Raw genomic sequence first — 19,185 nt, forward strand, 5'->3', positions numbered from 1 at the left:
AAACCCGCATCCGCAGCAAACACAAAAACGCCTTCTTCACGGTGCACTGGAATCGCGCTTGCTAAAGTGATGCATGTAGGCTCTCATGGTACCGTCCGCCACCGCCTGATGAATTGCCACATAAAATATCAGCAGGCTCAAAATGGCTACCGCCGCCATGCCGGAAAAAAATCCAAGCACCCCCGTTCCGCCCAGAATTGCCGGGCTCAGCCAGCTGATTCCCCACAAACCCAGAAAATAGGGGATAATCCACCACATATACTGCCATCCCATTGCGGACCACCGTCCTTTCCGCCAGATGCCGGTGAGCGCGTAAAAGATGAGCAGGGCGAACAAAGTGCCGAAAATGAAGTTCAGGGTGTTCAAACCCGCCCAGAACACGATCCAGCTTGCCACGACGAAGGTGAGAGGTGCAATAACTGGTGCTGCCCACAAGCGAAAGGGGCGCTCCAGGTCAGGCATCGCCCGACGTAACTGAATCAGCGCGATGGGGCCGATGATATAGGACAGCACCGTCATTGAAGCGATGTAACCTACCATTTTCTGCCAAGAGGGAAACGGAAAAAAGAAGATCGCACCGACAACATACAGTAAAATCAGGCTGGCCCAAGGGACACCATGCCGATTGATGCGTGCGACCCACTTGGGCAACGCCCCGGTATCGGCGGTCGCCAGGGTAACCCGGGCTGCCGTGGTGGTATAAATCAATGCGGTCCCGCCCGGCGATACAAACGCATCGACGTACAGCAGCACAGCCAGCCAACCGGCTCCCACCGCAGCGGCAAGAGCGGCAAAAGGACCATTAATTCCCGAAAAATGGAGCTGCCGCCAACCCCCCACCGTCAAATCATCAGGATGTATCGCACCGATAAAAGCCACCTGTAGGGCGATATAAATTCCCGACGCAACCAAGACAGAGGCGATAACGGCAATCGGTACATCCCGTTTCGGGTTTTTACTTTCTCCCGCCAGGTCGATAGCGTGACGGAAACCCAGCAGGCTGAAAATCACACCGCCGGTGGCCACGGCAACGAACATTCCGTGAAAATCTGCCGCTGCATTCTGTGCATGCACTACGAAATTACCTGGGTGCCACGATGTGGCGAGCAATACCCCAACCGTCAGCACGGGAATCGAAATTTTCCACCAGGTGGCACCATTGTTGATTTTCAACACCCAGCGTACCACCAGAAAATTGATGGCAACAAAGAAGGCTAGCAATACCAGCGCGACGGCGAAACCCTTGCTGCTGAGCAGGTCGGAATGCTGCAGCAATAATCCCGGCAGGTAATTATTAGCGTAAGTCAGTATGGCCGTAACCTCGATGGGCGCGATGGTGGCGTAAGAAAGAAAGAGAATCCAGCTCCACATATGGCCGACGATCGGGCCGTTTCCCACGTGGGCCAGATGAACCACTGCACCCGCCCGGGGAATCAGCGGACCAAGTTCTGCAAAGACCAGCGCCAGCAAAAGGATAGCGAAGGCGCCGATCATCCATGAACCGACCGCATAGGGGCCTGCCTGCTGTGCCGTATATAGTGGCCCAAACAACCATCCGGAACCAATCGAAGCACCCACACAGGCCAGTATAAGGCCGTGCAGAGAACCTTCTCGCCGCAGCTTCCCTTTTATGGTCCGAGGTTTTACGGATGCCATTATTTCTCCTGGAATGCGCGTCATAGAAACCATACAAATTTTTAACATAATTTGTATTGAATTAACAAAATAGATGCGCCATTGGCGATTTTTTGAACCGCCTCGACAGCACAACGACTCCTGTCAAGAATCGTTTGGTGATCGTTTTCATAGGCAAAGTAGAGATGCCACGGTCAGCATCGTGCCGACCCCACCGTACCAGTAGAGTTTTGCTTATGTCAAGGATGGCTTATTGCAATACTTCGCTGGTGATAAGGATTATCATGGATGTTGCGTGGCCACCACATCAGCATGGAAAGCAATAATATTGAAAACCAAAGCACTCGGACCGGATATATAATTTCCATGATAAGCAGAGGGCAAACCAGACGGGAACCACGCTTTCATATGGCATTAAATATATTTAAAAAACAAGCTCTAACATAATTAATTTTAGGAATTATTCATGGTATATCATTAATTTGAATCTCGGCGTGGCAATGGAGCAACGAAAAAATTATCATAAGCACAACTATTTATCCATATGTGCACATGGTTGGCATCACAAAAAAAACATGTTACGGTACATTTCATGTGAAGGTTGATGTGGATATGTACTACGCCATTATCTTTGCTACTATTAACGCAGTTATTTACAAACCCATAGAGAGGAGTAGCTATGAAAAAGTATTTGACACTTCGCATTTTGTTGGGAGCAGGTGTTTTTGCCTGTGGCAGCACCTTGGCCCTCGCAAGTATGGGTAGTCCCATGGCCACACAGCAGCAATCTTCGAGTTCGGCCATGCCGTCAAGTCAGGGCAACTCTCCAGGCCCTAAGGTGGGGCCCGGAGAGTTGCATCATTTTGCTGCGGCGATCATAGCGGTCCGACCGATCAATCAAAAAATCCGTCGTGACCTCGCTACGCAAAAATTGACGCAGACCCAGCATCAACAATTGATTCAGGCATATACTCGGAAGGTTAAAACGGTACTGACGAAGAATCATCTCTCACCAGTTGCCTACGAGACGTTAATGAAAAAGGCACAAACGAATCCGGCATTCGCGCAGCGTGTCGAAACCGTAATAAAGGCGCATGGCGGGTAGAAAGTTTTCTTGCCGCCCGAGGGGCTTCGTCAACGGCGATAGCCTCGCGGGCATTGCTAATCACTTTTATCGACGATTTCGCAAACCAAGGTGCCGCGCGCCAGGGTTGCGCTGATTTGCGCATGCACAGCGACGGACTCGCTGCCATAAATAATCTCGCCAGCCCCGTCGCGAAGGACGGCAAAACCACGCTGCAGCACGGCCAAGGGGTCCAGTAGATGTAAGGCCGCCACCTGCCGCTGCTGTTGCGCCTCGGCACTGGCCAATTTCTTGTCTATCGCCTGAATCAACGCGGTGCGCCGGGTTTCCAGCATCTCATTCAGACCTTGCAAGCGCTGGCGAGGGTCTTGCCGCAAACGTCGCGCCTGGAGAACCTGCAGTCGTTCGCCCCATACAGTCTGCTGACGCTGCATGGCCTGCCGTAAGGCCCCACGCACCAAACGCAAACGGCGTTCAGCATCCCGCACCCGCTCGCCGGGGTGACGAAGGCGCAGCCGCAAATAATCGAGGCGCTGGGTTGCGTCCCGCAGCGTGCGCTGCATGGACTGCTCCAGTTGTCGGCGTTGTGCATGCACCTGCGGCAACCACTCAGCGCGGTCGGGACTTATCGCTGCCGCCGCCGCGGTGGGGGTCGCTGCCCGCAGATCACCGGCGAAATCGGCAATGGTGAAATCAATTTCATGACCAATGCCTGTCACCACAGGTACCGTGCAGGCACGGATCGCCCGCGCCACATTTTCTTCATTAAAACACCACAGATCCTCTGCACTGCCGCCGCCACGCGCCAAGATCACCACGTCTTCCCGTTGTCGACTGGCGATGCGACCTAGCGCCGTGCAAATCTGTGCCGCCGCCTGATCGCCCTGCACCAGCACCGGATAAACCATTACCGCGAGCATGGGCCAGCGCCGCGCCAGCGTCACCCGGATGTCATGCAGCGCCGCCCCATTCGCGGAAGTGACCACGGCAACACGCTGCGGCCAGCGGGGAAGGCGCCGCTTCAACTCCGGCGCAAAAAGCCCTTCGGCCGCGAGTTTGTCCTTCAATGCTGCAAAGCGTGCCTGTAAATCCCCCTCACCGGCATCCAGCAATTGCTCGACAATCAACTGAAATTCACCGCGTCCTTCATACAGGCTCGGCTGAGCCAGTACCTGCACCTGCATGCCATTGTGCGGCTGTATCCGCGTATAGGCATTACGCTGACGGAACATCGCACAGCGCACCTGCGCCCGAGCATCCTTCAACGAAAAATACCAGTGTCCCGATCCGGGACTGCTGAAGTTGGAAAGTTCACCCTCTACCCTCAACAGCGGGAAATTCCCCTCGATAATTTCGCGGACAGCACCGTTCAGTGCGCTGACGGTAAGTATTGGGTTCTGCGAATTACTCATGGTCATAGCATACTCTCATGGCTGATGGGACGAAGATCAGGAGCTCTTGACCCTGGTCCCCTCCGCGTTCTAAGGTCAGCATAGTACATTTTCTATCATTCGGGATGATCCCGCATGCTTGGCGCATTCCCGCGCGAACACCCCACTTAAAAAGGGAGTTATTATGGCCGTAATAGAGCTCACGCACGCCAATTTTGAGGCCGTTGTCACCGATAATGATATGGTAATCATCGACTTTTGGGCCGCCTGGTGCGCACCCTGCAAGGCTTTTGCCCCCACCTTTGAGGCGGCTGCGGAAAAATATCCGGGTATCGTCTTCGGCAAGGTCAATACCGATACGGAACAGGAGCTGGCTGGCTCTTTCCAGATTCGCTCTATTCCTACGCTGACCGTTTTCCGTCAGCAGATCGGGATTTTTTCGCAGGCCGGATCACTCCCCGCCAGCGCGCTGGACGAAGTCATTCAGCAGGCGCTGGCATTGGACATGGACGAAGTCCGCGCAGAAATTGCCGATCAGTCGGACGTGACGACGCACTGAGCACTCCTCTTGCGCTGATCCAGGGGAAGCCTGCGAATCTCAAACAGGGAAGCGGCCGCGCAAAGCGATTACCGCTGATTACCTTATGGGATTAACGCTCCCGGCCGACACATGCCGCACACCCAAAAAGTGCATGTTCAGCGGAATTTCAATTTTCCGGGTTTGCTCCGCGAGCTGCTTTGAGAATGGCATATAGGGAAAAGAGAGCCGAATAATCCGTTCCGCTGCCGCATCCAGGGCTTTGTTCCCCGACGACTGCACCATAATGATACGTTTAAGATCCCCCTGCGGATTCAGTACCACTTTGACCTTGAGTTGCCCGACCATGTCTCCTGGGTAATTAAGATCGCCAATCCGCTCCAGTTTCTGTATCCATCCGGCGATATAAAAATCCGCCACCGGGCCCTTCGGATTCTTAAACTTCGGTAATGGCGGGCTAGCCGTTGCGGCACGGGCCACCTGATCCATCTGTTGCTCCAGCCTGCCGATGCTGATATGCGGCAAAGGCTGCGCTTGCGCACCGGGAGATACCGGCGTCATCTCTGGCGACACCGGCGGCGGCAGCGGATGTGCCCGCGTCTGAACGCGGCGAGGTTGCGGCATGGGTCGCGGTCTGGGCTGCGGATGTGCGGCGGGGACGACCCGATGTGGCACCGATCTGCTGAGCGGTGCCACACGGGGCTTGGTTGGACTGGATGCCTGGGGGCGAATAGGTTTGGGCATGATGTGGAAAGTTTTGTGGACCGCTGTTTGATTCGGCAACAATTGCCTTTTCGGCTTCTGATGAATATGGACAAAGAAAATGATACCCGCCGCCATGAGCAGGGCGGAGAGCAGCAGCCAAGGCAGCAGGCTCTCACTCCAGTGGGGCTTTTCCTCGGGAACCAGAAAATAAAACTTGTGTTCAGCGATGGCCAATCGTCCTAACCTCGCGGCAACGCCGCCCCACGCAATTCAACCCGCCCGCGCTCCGCAGGCACTGGGCGTAAGCTTGAATCATCGACCGCTCCGAGTAAAGGCGGCACACCGTACTCAGGTCGCCTGCTTCCGCACGCTGGGGATATGAGGCAGAAATGCGGCCAGCACACCGAGCAAAGGCAGGAAAGCACATATCTGATACACCACCTGGATACCCCAGATGTCTGCCAGCTCCCCCAGCAATGCGGCACCCACTCCGCCCAGTCCAAAAGCCAGGCCGAAAAACAGACCGGAAATGGTCCCGACCTTGCCGGGCACCAATTCTTGCGCGTACACCACGATGGCTGGGAAGGCGGAAGCCAGCAAAAACCCAATAATCATTGTCAAAACGGCGCTCAGGGTCAGGCCCACGTAGGGCAAAACGAGGGTGAAAGGCGCGATCCCCAGCAAAGAGACCCAAATCACCTTCTTGCGGCCAACCCGGTCACCAATCGGCCCCCCCATCAATGTCCCCGCCGCCACCGCCGCGAGAAAAATGAAAAGATGCATCTGCGCTTCCTGCGTCGCAATATGAAAGCGCTGCATCAAGTAAAAAATCAGATAGCTGCTGATGCTGGTCAGATACAAAAACTTGGAGGACATCAGCGCGACCAGAATGAGAATACCGCGGCGCACCAGTTTGGGAGGCAGCAAGGGCTCCACGAGCTTTGCCGCTGGCCTTTTGGGCCGATGCCGCTGACGCTGATACCAACGCCCCACGAAAGAAAGAATCACGATAGCCAGTAACGCCACCAGTGAAAACCACGACAGGCTGTGCTGACCGTTGGGCATGATGATAAACGCGGCCAGCAATGGACCCACCGCCGCGCCCACATTACCACCCACCTGAAAAATGGACTGCGCCAGCCCGTGACGTCCGCCGGAAGCCATTCGCGCCACCCGCGAGGACTCAGGATGGAATACCGATGAACCCAGGCCTACCAATGCCGCCGCCAATAAGAGCACTTCATAATTCCGGGCCACGGATAGCAGCAGTAGCCCGCCAAAGGTAAACAACATGCCAAAAGGCAATGAATAAGGCATAGGGTGGCGATCGGTAAAGCGCCCAACCAATGGTTGAATGATGGATGCGGTCAACTGATAGGCCAGGGTAATCAACCCGATCTGTGCAAAACTCAAATTAAAATTACTTTTGAACAGTGGATACACCGCCAGCATCAGCGACTGAATACTATCGTTGAGAAAATGTGACACGCTGATAGCGCCGAGCACCTCGAAGCGGGTAACATCATCGTCTACGCCCGGCGCATCCTCGGCCTTTTGCAGAAACATGGCAGGAACCCTTAGGATATGAACGGCACGGATTCTAGGGCCTGGCGAACGTACCGTCCAGTCTGAATCTTCGTTATCCCTTGCCCCGAGGACTGGGCCTAGTGTTTAATTGACGAACATGGAAAAGCACATGAACAATGAATCATCCCCCGTGGAAGCCCCCGCAGACTTCGCAAGCACCTTGGATGCCTTGGAAGAGACCGTTCGCCGCCTGGAAGAGGGGCAGTTGGGTCTGGAAGACTCTGTCGCCCTTTTCCAGCGCGGCATGGAGCTGTCTCGGCACGCTGAAACGCAGTTACTAACTGCCCGGCAGACCGTGGAAATATTACTCGGAGAGGACGCGGTTCCCACTCCGCTTACTCAGGAAGAAGACGTATGACCTTGGATGCCATTGTGAACAACGAAACTTTTGCGCAGTTCCGGAAGCTTTCGGTACAGCGCACCGAAAGCGTTCTGGGAACACTGCTGCCTCCGGCACACATACTGCCCGCGCGTCTGCATGACGCCATGCGTTACAGTACGCTGGGTGGTGGCAAACGTATCCGTCCCTTACTGGTGTACGCGACGGGTGCCTGCCTGGGGGTGCCACTGGAACATCTGGACCGTCCCGCGGCGGCGCTGGAAATGATTCACGCCTATTCGCTGGTACATGACGATCTCCCGGCCATGGATAATGATGATCTGCGCCGTGGCCAGCCTACCTGTCATCGCGCCTATGACGAGGCCACCGCCATTCTCGTGGGCGATGCCCTGCAGGCGCAAGCCTTTCTGGTGCTGGCAGAGCCGGGTTGGGGGGTAACTGCCGAATGGCAAGTGCAGATGCTGGCAACCCTTGCACAGGCCTCTGGCTCGCGGGGTATGGTAGGCGGGCAGGCCATAGATCTGGCCGCCGTTGGTCATGAATTGGCTTTGCCTGCACTAGAGCAGATGCACCTGCACAAGACGGGCATGCTCATTCGCTGCGCCGTACAGTTGGCGCTCTGCGCCGCGGGCATTGCTGAGAAGGAGCCAGGAGGCGCGGCACTATTGCGTTACGCCGATCGCGTCGGACTCGCCTTTCAGGTACAGGATGACATCCTCGACGAGATTGGCGATTTGCAACAGACTGGAAAAGCGCGGCAAGGCGCGGATCGCAGCCGTAACAAGCCCAGTTTTGTTACCTTGCTCGGCCTTGTCGAGGCGCAAAACTATGCTCGACGCCTGCTCGACGAGGCCTTGGAGGCTTTGCAGTCCTGGCAGACAGAGGCCGATCATCTCCGCGCCCTGGCGCGCCTCATTGTAGAGCGCAATAAATGAACGACTTGTTGAAGGACATGCCCATGCCTGCCGAATTGCGACAGATGTCGCGTAGCGAGCAAAAAAGCGTGGTCAAAATGGTGCGTCAGTTTCTCCTGGAAACGGTCAGCCAGACAGGTGGACATCTCTCCTCCTGTCTGGGGGCGGTGGAACTGACTGTGGCACTGCACGCGGTATTCAACACACCAGAGGATCGCCTGATCTGGGACGTCGGCCATCAGGCATACCCCCACAAAATCCTGACCGGGCGCGGCCCGCTCTTCCCCCGGTTGCGCATCAAGGATGGTCTCTCCGGTTTCCTCAAGCGGGACGAAAGCCCCTATGACAGCTTTGGCGCCGGTCACTCCAGCACCTCTATCAGTGCTGCTTTGGGGATGGCCGTAGCTGCCAAGCTGGGGCATAAATCGCGGGAAGTGGTGGCGATCATTGGCGATGGCGCCATGACTGCGGGCCTCGCCTATGAGGCTTTGAATAACGGTGGCGTCCTGGATGCCAACTTGCTGGTCATCCTCAATGATAATGAGATGTCTATCTCACCCAATGTGGGGGCGGTATCCCAGTATCTGACACGCATCCTCTCTGGGCGCTTCTATAACACCGTGCGGGAAGGTGCGGGGCAGGCCCTGAGCTTTGTACCACCCTTGCGTGAACTGGCAAAAAAGGCGGAAGAAGGTGTTAAGGGGCTGGTGACGCCGGGGACCTTGTTTGAGGAAATGGGATTTCATTATTTCGGTCCCATAGATGGCCACGATCTGGATGCGTTGATCCAGACTCTTGAAAACCTCAAAAAAATCAGAGGGCCACGTTTACTCCATATCATCACCAAAAAAGGTAAGGGCTATGGTCCTGCCGAGCAGGATCCCTGTGGCTATCACGGAGTGACTCCGTTTAACCGGATGGATGGCAAAATGACCAAGAAACCCGCCGGCGCGGTCAGTTACACGCAGGTTTTCGGCGATTGGCTCTGTGATAAGGGCGCGGCAGAAAAGCATCTGGTCGCTATCACGCCGGCCATGCGGGAGGGTTCCGGGCTGGTGCGTTTTGAGCAGTTGTTTCCCGATCGCTATTTTGATGTGGGTATTGCCGAGCAGCATGCGGTAACTTTTGCAGCGGGCCTGGCCTGTGACGGCATCCATCCGGTGGTCGCCATCTACTCCACCTTTCTGCAGCGAGCCTATGATCAACTCCTGCATGACGTGGCCATCCAGAATCTGCCGGTGCTTTTTGCCGTTGACCGCGCAGGATTGGTGGGAGCCGACGGCGCCACTCATCAGGGTGCTTTTGACATGGCCTATGCCCGCTGCATTCCCAATCTGGTTATTATGGCGCCCAAAGATGAGCAGGAAATGCGCGACATGCTCAACACGGGCTTTGCCTATCAGGGCCCGGCGCTGGTGCGTTATCCGCGCGGTAACGGTCGCGGCTTGGCGCTGAACAAGGATTTGTCACGGCAAGTCCCCATCGGTAAGGCGGAGGTTCTGCGGGAAGGTAAGGAACTGGCGATTCTCGCCTTCGGTACGCGGGTCGCGGCAGCGATGGTGGCCGGTGCGGCGCTCGACGCTACCGTCGTCAACATGCGTTTCGTCAAACCCCTGGACACGGAATTACTGACCAGTCTGGCGCAAAGTCATCGGGCGTTCCTGACGGTGGAGGAAGGCGCGCGCATGGGGGGTGCCGGTAGTGCCGTCGCGGAATTCCTGCTCAACGAGGGCGTCGTGCGCCCCTTGCGTTTGCTCGGTTTGCCCGACGTCTTTATCGAACAGGGCGATGCCGGCCAATGGCTTGCCGATCTGGGTCTGGATGCTGCAGGGATCGAGAAATCCGGTGGGGAATTGCTCGCGTTGCTTGCCCGGTCACCGTCCGGGGCGTAGTATATGACCAATTCAGTCTATTATTCCCAAGAGGGGTCCGCGGTGAGAGATTGCGCGGTTGAAGTCCTGGAAGACGTACAAGGTCGTGCCGACCCGCGGGCTATTGCCATCCAGCAGGTGGGTATCCGCGATGTGCGCCATCCCATGCAGTTTCAGGATCGTGACGGAACGGTGCAGCCCACCGTCGCCCAATGCAATATGTACGTGAGCCTGCCTGCGCACTTGAAAGGCACACACATGTCACGCTTCATCGAGATCCTGAACGCACATGAGAGCCCCCTCAGCGTGGAAAGCTTTGGCACAGCGGTAGAACAGATGCGGCAGCGTTTGGAGGCAGATTCAGCGCGGCTGGAGATGCGCTTACCGTTCTTTGTGCAGAAAGCAGCCCCCGTATCCGGCGTCAGGAGCATGCTGGATTACGAGGTAGAACTGATAGGCGAGATTACCCCGTCGGGTTATCACCTGACCATAGGTGTCATGGTGCCCGTGACCAGCCTTTGCCCTTGCTCTAAAAGCATTTCGGAATACGGCGCCCACAACCAGCGTGCGCATGTCTGGGTCCATGTGCGTGCCCGCGAAACGATCTGGATTAAGGATATTATTGACCTGATCGAAGCCGAGGCATCCTGTCAGCTTTACGGGGTGCTGAAGCGTCCCGATGAAAAATATGTCACGGAATACGCTTATGACCATCCCAAATTCGTGGAAGATATGGTGCGGGATGTCGCACTACGACTACGGGAAGACCCGCGCGTACAGTGGTTTTCGGTTTCTTCTGAAAACTTCGAGTCGATTCACAATCACTCGGCTTATGCCATGATTGAAATGGAAAAATAACTCATGGCCGGAAGCAGTATCGGCGAGTGTTTCCGGGTCAGCACCTTTGGCGAGAGTCATGGCCCGGCCATCGGCTGCATTGTCGATGGCTGCCCGCCAGGCATGTCGCTCAACGAAGCCGATATCCAGATTGAGCTGGATCGTCGCCGCCCCGGCCAGTCACGCCATACCACTCAGCGTCAGGAAGCCGACCAGATCGAGATACTTTCCGGTGTCTTCGAGGGGTTGACCACCGGCACACCCATCGGGCTGCTGATTCGCAATACCGATCAGCGTTCGCAGGATTATAGAAAAATCAAAGACCTGTTTCGCCCTGGCCATGCCGATTATACTTACCTGCAGAAATACGGTCGACGGGACTATAGGGGGGGCGGTCGCTCCTCGGCACGGGAAACAGCGACCAGGGTCGCTGCCGGGGCCGTCGCCCGTAAGTTTTTGCGCGAACATCTCGGCGTAAACATACAGGCTTGGATGGCACAGATGGGTCCCCTCCATGCCGAAACTTTTGATGCGGCGGAAATCTCCCGCAATGACTTCTTTTGTCCTGATGCCCAGGCTGCGCTTCGTATGGCCGACTTTCTCGATGCCTTGCGCAAAGATGGAGACTCCATCGGCGCGCGGATAGATGCGCGCGTAACCGGCATGCCGGTCGGACTCGGTGAGCCGGTATTTGATCGTTTGGAAGCGGACATCGCCAAGGCGATGATGAGCATCAACGCGGCCAAGGCCGTGGCCATGGGCGATGGTTTCGCCGTGGTAGAGCAGCGGGGCAGCTATCATGGAGACGCGATAACCCCCGCGGGATTTCAAAGTAATCATGCGGGTGGTGTTTTGGGCGGCATTTCTTCCGGACAGGATCTCACGCTGTCCGTGGCCATCAAACCGACCTCCAGTATTCGTATTCCGCGGCAAAGCATCGATGTACACGGTCAACCCGCCGAAGTGATCACCACCGGTCGCCATGATCCCTGCGTCGGCATTCGTGCGGTTCCCATTGTCGAGGCCATGCTGGCGCTGGTGATCATGGACCACTGGATGCGTCACCGCGCCCAGAACGCCGACGTGCAGGCACCCCTGCCTCCCATTCCCGCCTAAGGTATGCAGGCAGACCGGGAAGGGGGCTGGCTCGCCACCTTCTATTTCCTGTACTTTTGCGCGCTGGGGGCGTTCATGCCCTATTGGGGTCCGTGGCTGCATGCCCAGGGTCAGGATCCCCTGGCCATCGGAATCCTCACTGCGGCGGTGCAGTTCAGCAAGGTGCTGGCGCCCAACCTCTGGGGCTGGCTGGCACACTTCTGGGGAAGTCGGCGGATCGTTCCCTGGGCGGCGTTGATTACCGCAGCGGGTTTTCTTGCCTTGTGGCTGGCCCACGGTAACTTTCTGGCCCTGCTGCTTATTACGCTGACCTTCTCCTTCTTCTGGGCGGCGACGCTGCCTTTGGTGGACGCCACCACCATGGACTGGGCACAACGACGTGGCACTGCCTATGGACGCATTCGACTCTGGGGCTCCCTCGGATTTATCGCCCTGTCACTGGGCATGGGCGGGTTGATCGCCCGCTGGGGGTTGACCGTGTTTTTGCCTGGCATCGCCATTTTTCTGGTGGGTGCATGGTGGGCTAGCCGCTATTTGCCCTATAGCACGCTGCCCGCCACCGATACACCACGTCCCCGCCTCAGCGGTGCATTCCGCCATGTGAGCCTCTGGTTTTTCCTGTTGGCGGGTTTGCTGGAACAGGCCAGTCATGGCGCTTATTACGCGTTTTATTCTATTTATGCGGAACAGCACGGTCTGGGGAGTGCCGCTGTCGGAATGCTGTGGGGATTTGCAGTGCTCTGCGAAGTCGCCTTTTTCTGGTGGGGTGATCGTTTTATCCGGCGCCGGGGCGTGCCACTGGTATTCACCGGCGCCTTTATTCTGACCGCTATGCGCTGGGGGGTGATCGCCTGGTGGCCGGGGCTGATATGGGTCATTCTGGTGCAAACCCTGCATGCGGCGAGCTATGGCGCCTTTCACCTGGCGGCCGTACATTGGTTGTCGGAGCGCTTTCCCGGTGTTCTGCGCGGGCGCGGCATGGCTCTGTACGCGAGCATCGTTTATGGTTTGGGAGGAGGTCTGGGAGCGCTCGGAGCTGGCTGGACCTGGGCGCATTGGGGTGGACGAGGCACTTTTTCCGCAGCGGCGCTGCTGGCACTTTTAGGTGCATTTTTCCTGATATGGGCACTACAACCCGCACCGACTCTTGAAAAAGAGGCCGAATGATCCCATTTTCTGAGCAATGCCAATCTATGGGAGTCACTCCATGCGTACCGATAAACTGACCACCAAATTTCAACAGGCGTTCCAGGATGCCCAGAGTCTCGCTCTAGGCCAGGATCATCAGCAGATGGACCCCGTCCATCTGCTGATTGCTTTTCTTGATCAAGAAGGTGGCATCGCCCGGCCACTCCTGTCGAAAGCCGGCGTACGGGTCGATGCCCTGCGCAATCAGTTGAACCGCGTGCTGGAGTCCATGCCGAAGGTACAAGGGCATCCGGGAGAGGTGCAAGTAGGCCGCGATCTCACCAATATGCTCAACCTGGCCGACAAGATAGGGCAAAAACGCGGTGACACGTACATCGCCACCGAACACTTCCTACTGGCCTTGCTGGATGACAAGGGTGAAGCTGGGCGCCTCCTGAAAGAGGCGGGCGCCACCATCAAAGATCTGGAACAGGCCGTCCATGACCTGCACGGCGGTGAAAAAATCAATGACGTTAATGCCGAAGAGCAACGTCAGGCGCTGGAGAAATACACCATTGATTACACGGAGCGGGCCAGTCAAGGCAAACTGGACCCGGTCATTGGCCGTGACGACGAAATTCGCCGGACCATTCAGGTCTTGCTGCGCCGCAGCAAGAATAATCCGGTCTTGATCGGCGAGCCAGGGGTGGGCAAGACGGCTATCGTCGAAGGACTGGCCCTGCGCTTGATCAATGGCGAAGTGCCAGAATCCTTGCGTGATAAACGCCTGTTGGGTTTGGATTTAGGGGCACTGATCGCGGGTGCCAAGTTCCGCGGCGAATTCGAGGAACGCCTGAAGTCCTTGCTCAACGACCTGGAGAAGAGTGAAGGTAAAATCATTCTTTTCATTGATGAGATTCATATGCTGGTTGGGGCAGGAAAAGCTGAGGGCTCCATGGATGCTGGCAACATGCTCAAGCCAGCGCTGGCGCGCGGTGAATTGCATTGCATCGGTGCCACCACCTTGGATGAGTACCGCAAATACATCGAAAAGGATGCGGCGCTGGAGCGCCGTTTCCAACGCGTGCTGGTGGACGAACCCAGCGTGGAAGACACCATCGCTATTTTGCGCGGCCTGAAAGAACGCTATGAAGCCCACCATGGCGTACGCATTACCGATCCGGCACTGGTCGCCGCAGCGCAACTTTCACATCGCTATATCACCGACCGTAACCTGCCCGACAAGGCCATAGATCTGATGGATGAAGCCGCCTCCCGCATTAAGATGGAGATCGATTCCAAACCTCAGGAACTGGATGAACTGGAGCGCCGCATCATTCAGTTGAATATTGAGCGGGTAGCGCTGGAGAAGGAAAAGGATGAAGCCAGCCGCAAACGTCTTGGTATTCTACAAAATCAAATCAGTGAGTTGGAACGTAAATATCAGGATTTAGAAGAAGTCTGGAAGGGCGAAAAGCTGGCGATTGAGGGTACTTCACAAATCCAAAAAGAACTGGATCGCAAGCGCGTCGAACTGGATACGGCACGCCGTGCCAACGACTTAGAACGTATGGCGGAACTGCAATACAGCTCCATTCCGGCATTAGAAGCGCAACTGCGCCATGCCGAAATCCATGCGGAATCTACTGGCTCAGGTGCTAAACCCACCCTGCTGCGCACGGAGGTCGGCGAAGAAGAAATTGCCGAAGTGGTTGCCCGCTGGACCGGTATCCCTGTCTCTAAAATGCTGGAAGGCGAGAAGGAAAAACTCTTGAAAATGGAGGAGCGTTTACAGACGCGGGTGGTGGGCCAGAGCGAGGCCGTCGCTGCGGTATCCAACGCCATTCGCCGCTCCCGGGCAGGGTTGTCAGATCCCAGGCGCCCCAATGGTTCTTTCCTTTTCCTTGGCCCCACGGGTGTTGGTAAAACGGAGTTGAGCAAGGCCTTAGCCGAGTTCCTTTTCGACAGTGAAGAGCATCTAGTGCGTATCGACATGAGCGAGTTCATGGAGAAACATTCGGTGGCACGCCTCATCGGGGCGCCTCCCGGATATGTGGGCTACGAAGAAGGTGGGTACCTTACCGAAGCGGTGCGACGCAAACCGTATTCCGTCATCTTGCTGGATGAAGTGGAGAAGGCCCACCCGGATGTCTTCAATATCCTTCTGCAGGTGCTCGATGATGGCCGCCTTACCGATGGCCAGGGACGCACCGTGGATTTTCGCAACACGGTGATTGTCATGACCTCCAACCTAGGTTCCGACCGGATTCAGGAATTCGGTCGGAAGGGGGATTATGACGGCATGCGCGTTGCGGTAATGGATGTGGTACAAGACCATTTCCGCCCGGAGTTTCTCAATCGCATTGATGAGTTGGTCATCTTCCATCCACTCACCGCAGTGCAGCTCCGCGAGATTACTGAGATTCAAATGGGTTTCCTGCGGGCACGACTGCGCGAACGGGATATGGGTCTGGTACTGAGTGATGGCGCACTGGATCGTTTGGCCGAAGTCGGCTATGACCCCGCCTATGGTGCGCGCCCCCTCAAAAGGGTGATTCAGCGGGAAATCGAAAACCCCCTCGCGCAGCAACTGCTGCGAGGTGATTTCGGACCCGGTGAGATCATTGAAGTGCTTCTCGAAGGAGACAGCTTTACCTTTGCCGGGCGCCGCCCGCACTGAGTCTGGGTTACGAAACAAGGGCAGCCCGAGCGATGATCTCGGCGTAGAACAGTGACAAGTTCTGGGCCATCCGGCCTTCCGACCATTCTGCGGCGAGTTGGCGGGCTTCCGCTGCTAATTGTGCTCGCTGGCCATCATCTCGCAGCAAGGTAATACAATGACCAGCAAAATCCATGGGGTCATTGCGGGCACTGCGAGTGCCCTTACCTAAGCCAAGCAGGTCCACGCTGCCCAGCGCTGGTACACCCACCACCGGCAATCCCGCCGCCAACGCCTCAATCAAAACCATTCCCTGCGTTTCCGTCCGAGAAGGAAACACGAAAAGGTCAGCAGCTGCATAAGCGTCTTTCAAGGCCTCTTTTCGCTCCAGATAACCGAGAAAGCATATCGAACCCGCTAGACCTCGTGACTGTGCGAGGGTTTCCAACACTGACCGCGCCGGGCCGTCACCGACCAGCATCAATAATACATCCGGCATTTGCTCCAGAATATGCGGTAGTGCATTGAACAATAGTGGAATATTTTTTTCTGGTGCAATCCGGCCGGCATAAAGCAGGATGGGACGTTGCTCGCTAATACGGTGCCGCTTGCGAAATTCAGCGCCTTTGCCCCCCGAAAAATGTTCGGGCCGCACCCCCGTCGGAATAACCCGCACGGGTTGATTGATACCGTAACTCCAGAGAATTTCCGCCATGGCGCGCGACGGCACGACAACGCCATCGACTCCATGGCATTGCTGCCACGATAAACGCCGGACTGAGTCGCGGCGCAGGCTGCGGGGAATTTTTGGATAATAATAATCCACATAGCCCTCAAAGTAAGTGTGATAAGAGAGCACAGCAGGTATGCGCCAGCGGCGCGCCAGACGCACACCGTGATAATGGGCAACAAATGGGGTTTGAATATGGATCAGATCGTAAGCGGTCTGGCTCAGGTTGCGGTGCACAGAGCGCAAGGCACGAAACTTCATGAAGCGCTCTTCGGGATACAGGGGAATTCGCCAGGAAGGTATACGCCATAACGCCCGCTCATCGTTATTATCTGACGTATGTTTTTTGCGACCGTCATAGGCAGGGAGCAGGATATCCACTTCATGCCCCTGACCAATCAATCCTGCACGAAAGCTTTCGATAGAACTGGCCACCCCGCTGATTCGGGGAAAATAGGTATCCGTGATCATCAGAATGCGCAAGATACGACTCCGGCAATGTAAAGGAGGTTCCCAGCCCGCATGCCGGAATCCCCCTTAGTCTGCCAGAGCAAGATGACAATTTGATGACGCCGCCGTGATATGCGGTGCGGCGTAGGAGCCCTTATTTTTTAACGGTGGTCAGGTGCTGCAAGGTGCCCTCATCTTCCAATGTGCTGGTATCCTGGGTGATATCTTCGCCGCGAGCAAGAGAACGTAGCAGACGGCGCATAATTTTACCGGAACGGGTTTTCGGCAAGGCGTCAGTGAAGCGAATGTCGTCAGGACGGGCTATCGCCCCGATCAGTTCGGTCACCTGCGCCCGTAGCGCCGCACCCAGTTCATCACGATCAGCGCCCTGATATTGATGTTTCACTATAACAAAAGCACAAATGGCCTCACCCTTGATTTCATGAGGAATGCCAACCACTGCCGCTTCCGCGACCGCAGGATGTGCCACCAGCGCCGATTCCACCTCCGCTGTGCCCAAACGATGCCCGGAGACATTGAGCACGTCATCAATGCGTCCCATCACCCAGAAATAGCCGTCGGCATCGCAGCGCGCGCTGTCCCCGGCAATATAGTAGCGATTACCAAACTTGGCCCAGTAGCTCTCTACATAACGCTCTGGATTACCCCAGACGCCCCGCAACATGCCTGGCCAGGGTCGATCGATGATCAGGTAGCCACCGGCATCAGGAGCGGTGATGGGGTCGCCATGATCGTTGACAATGCGCGCGCTGATACCGGGGAGGGGAAGGGCGCAAGAGCCTGGCTTGTTGACCGCCACACCGGGCAATGGCGCGATCATGTGCCCCCCCGTTTCTGTCTGCCACCAGGTATCGGCTATCGGGCAGCGCCCGCCACCGATCTGTTCGTGGTACCACATCCAGGCCTCCGGATTCATGGGTTCGCCCACCGAACCCATGAGTCGCAGGCTGGAAAGATCATGGCGCTGCGGCCATTCGTCGCCCATTTTCATGAAGGCGCGCACTGCTGTCGGTGCCGTGTAGAAAATGCTGATGCCATGCCGCGCAATCATTTCCCAGAACCGGTCCGGCTGCGGATACATGGGTGCCCCTTCATAAAGGAAGACGGTGGCTCCGTTCGCCAGCGGACCATAGACCACGTAGCTATGGCCGGTGATCCAGCCGATATCGGCGGTACACCAGTAGACATCAGCGGGTTTGACATCGAAAACCCAGCGAGTGGTGAGCATGGCCCAAAGCAAATAGCCTGCGCTACTGTGGAAAACCCCTTTAGGTCTACCGGTACTGCCCGAAGTATACAGAATGAAAAGCGGGTCCTCCGCTTGCATAGGTAAGGCAGGGCAATCGGCACTCATACCGATGATGACATCCTCCCACCAGACATCGCGACCTTCCTGCATATCGATTTCGGCACCGGTACGACGTAGGACAATAACCCGCTGCACGGAATGTTCACGCTCCCGCAGCAGAGCCTGATCCGCGTGGCGTTTGAGTGGCACAAGCTTGCCCGCACGCCAGGCGCCGTCGGCGGTGATCAGTATCTTGGCATCCGTATCCTCCAGACGGTCCTTGAGGGCTTCCGCTGAGAACCCGCTAAACACCACCGTGTGGATCGCCCCGATCCGTGCACAGGCGAGCATGGCGATGACCGCCTCTGGCACCATGGGCATGTAGATCGCGACCCGATCCCCCTTTTGTACCCCCTGATGTTTGAGAGCGTTGGCAAAAAGGCACATTTCGCGGTGTAACTGCGCGTAGGTCAAGGTTTTGACGCTGCCATCCTCGCCCTCCCAAATCAAGGCCGCCTTGTGCCGGGTTGCACCTTGCAGGTGGCGATCCACGCAGTTGTGCGCCACATTGAGCTGACCATCGCTGAACCAGCGATAGAAAGGGGCATGATCGGTCTCCAGCACCTGTTGAAACGGAAGATCCCAGTCTAGATATTCGCGCGCCAAATCTCCCCAGAAGCGATGAGGATCTTCGGTCGCCTGACGATTCAAACGAGCAAAGGTTTCCGCATTCATATTGGCCTGCCGGGCAAAATCAGCAGAGACGGCAAAGGAGCGGGTTTCGGCTAAGGTAGAGTCAATGGATGGTGGCATGGATTACTCGGCGAAGGTGTCATCATGAATGAACAGGCAGTTCTCAAACCATAGCACTGCACAAACTTTGTGGCCACC

Annotated in this window: 15 protein-coding genes; 9 read left to right on the plus strand and 6 right to left on the minus strand. The window is 56.5% G+C overall.

Annotated features, from left to right (window positions below; translation table 11 throughout):
* Window positions 1–36 precede the first annotated feature (36 nt).
* The gene (locus tag PJU76_RS06725) at window positions 37–1,656 is read right to left on the minus strand and encodes an APC family permease (RefSeq protein WP_271778879.1); all 1,620 of its coding nucleotides are present in this window, start codon (window positions 1,654–1,656) and stop codon (window positions 37–39) included.
* A 658-nt stretch (window positions 1,657–2,314) separates the two neighbouring features.
* Here PJU76_RS06725 and PJU76_RS06730 point away from each other — a divergent pair.
* Window positions 2,315–2,740, plus strand: coding sequence for a DUF4168 domain-containing protein (locus PJU76_RS06730; RefSeq protein WP_271778880.1), 426 nt, complete (start codon window positions 2,315–2,317; stop codon window positions 2,738–2,740).
* A 56-nt stretch (window positions 2,741–2,796) separates the two neighbouring features.
* Here the strand turns inward: PJU76_RS06730 and xseA are convergent, their stop codons facing one another.
* Window positions 2,797–4,131: an exodeoxyribonuclease VII large subunit gene (gene xseA / locus PJU76_RS06735; RefSeq protein WP_271778881.1), complete on the minus strand. Its 1,335-nt coding sequence runs from the start codon at window positions 4,129–4,131 to the stop codon at window positions 2,797–2,799.
* A gap of 163 nt (window positions 4,132–4,294) precedes the next feature.
* On the opposite strand from xseA, the gene trxA reads away from it, so the two are divergent.
* Window positions 4,295–4,669, plus strand: coding sequence for a thioredoxin (gene trxA / locus PJU76_RS06740; RefSeq protein ID WP_271778882.1), 375 nt, complete (start codon window positions 4,295–4,297; stop codon window positions 4,667–4,669).
* A gap of 78 nt (window positions 4,670–4,747) precedes the next feature.
* Here the strand turns inward: trxA and PJU76_RS06745 are convergent, their stop codons facing one another.
* The gene (locus PJU76_RS06745) at window positions 4,748–5,587 is read right to left on the minus strand and encodes a TonB family protein (RefSeq protein ID WP_271778883.1); all 840 of its coding nucleotides are present in this window, start codon (window positions 5,585–5,587) and stop codon (window positions 4,748–4,750) included.
* Window positions 5,588–5,701: 114 nt separating this feature from the next.
* Window positions 5,702–6,919: an MFS transporter gene (locus PJU76_RS06750; RefSeq protein WP_271778884.1), complete on the minus strand. Its 1,218-nt coding sequence runs from the start codon at window positions 6,917–6,919 to the stop codon at window positions 5,702–5,704.
* Window positions 6,920–7,049: 130 nt separating this feature from the next.
* Between PJU76_RS06750 and xseB the strand changes: the two genes are divergently transcribed.
* Genes xseB through clpB form a run of 7 tightly spaced genes read left to right on the plus strand, consistent with a single transcriptional unit; the run spans window position 7,050 to window position 15,826 of the window.
* Window positions 7,050–7,298 (plus strand): exodeoxyribonuclease VII small subunit, encoded by a 249-nt coding sequence (gene xseB / locus PJU76_RS06755; protein ID WP_271778885.1) that lies wholly within the window; start codon window positions 7,050–7,052, stop codon window positions 7,296–7,298.
* A complete protein-coding gene (locus PJU76_RS06760; protein WP_271778886.1) occupies window positions 7,295–8,215 on the plus strand; it encodes a farnesyl diphosphate synthase in 921 nt (306 codons plus the stop codon). The genes xseB and PJU76_RS06760 overlap by 4 nt, the downstream gene beginning before the upstream one ends.
* Window positions 8,212–10,086 carry a 1-deoxy-D-xylulose-5-phosphate synthase gene (gene dxs / locus PJU76_RS06765; protein WP_271778887.1) on the plus strand — a complete coding sequence of 625 codons (1,875 nt, stop codon included), beginning with the start codon at window positions 8,212–8,214 and terminating at the stop codon, window positions 10,084–10,086. The genes PJU76_RS06760 and dxs overlap by 4 nt, the downstream gene beginning before the upstream one ends.
* 3 nt (window positions 10,087–10,089) lie before the next feature.
* Window positions 10,090–10,923, plus strand: coding sequence for a GTP cyclohydrolase FolE2 (gene folE2, locus PJU76_RS06770; protein WP_271778888.1), 834 nt, complete (start codon window positions 10,090–10,092; stop codon window positions 10,921–10,923).
* 3 nt (window positions 10,924–10,926) lie between these two features.
* The gene (gene aroC / locus PJU76_RS06775) at window positions 10,927–12,018 is read left to right on the plus strand and encodes a chorismate synthase (protein ID WP_271778889.1); all 1,092 of its coding nucleotides are present in this window, start codon (window positions 10,927–10,929) and stop codon (window positions 12,016–12,018) included.
* Between the two features lie 3 nt (window positions 12,019–12,021).
* Entirely contained in the window at window positions 12,022–13,185 is a 1,164-nt protein-coding gene (locus PJU76_RS06780; protein ID WP_271778890.1) for an MFS transporter, read from the plus strand.
* 40 nt (window positions 13,186–13,225) lie between these two features.
* Complete coding sequence (gene clpB / locus PJU76_RS06785) at window positions 13,226–15,826, plus strand: ATP-dependent chaperone ClpB (protein ID WP_271778891.1); 2,601 nt, start codon at window positions 13,226–13,228, stop codon at window positions 15,824–15,826.
* A 7-nt stretch (window positions 15,827–15,833) separates the two neighbouring features.
* On the opposite strand, the gene PJU76_RS06790 is transcribed toward clpB, so the two are convergent.
* Window positions 15,834–17,018, minus strand: coding sequence for a glycosyltransferase (locus PJU76_RS06790; RefSeq protein WP_271778892.1), 1,185 nt, complete (start codon window positions 17,016–17,018; stop codon window positions 15,834–15,836).
* Window positions 17,019–17,139: 121 nt separating this feature from the next.
* Window positions 17,140–19,107 (minus strand): acetate--CoA ligase, encoded by a 1,968-nt coding sequence (acs, locus tag PJU76_RS06795; RefSeq protein ID WP_271778893.1) that lies wholly within the window; start codon window positions 19,105–19,107, stop codon window positions 17,140–17,142.
* Window positions 19,108–19,185 lie beyond the last annotated feature (78 nt).

This window comes from Acidithiobacillus ferriphilus (genome assembly GCF_028215975.1).
In the GTDB taxonomy this organism is placed as follows: Bacteria; Pseudomonadota; Gammaproteobacteria; order Acidithiobacillales; family Acidithiobacillaceae; genus Acidithiobacillus; species Acidithiobacillus ferriphilus.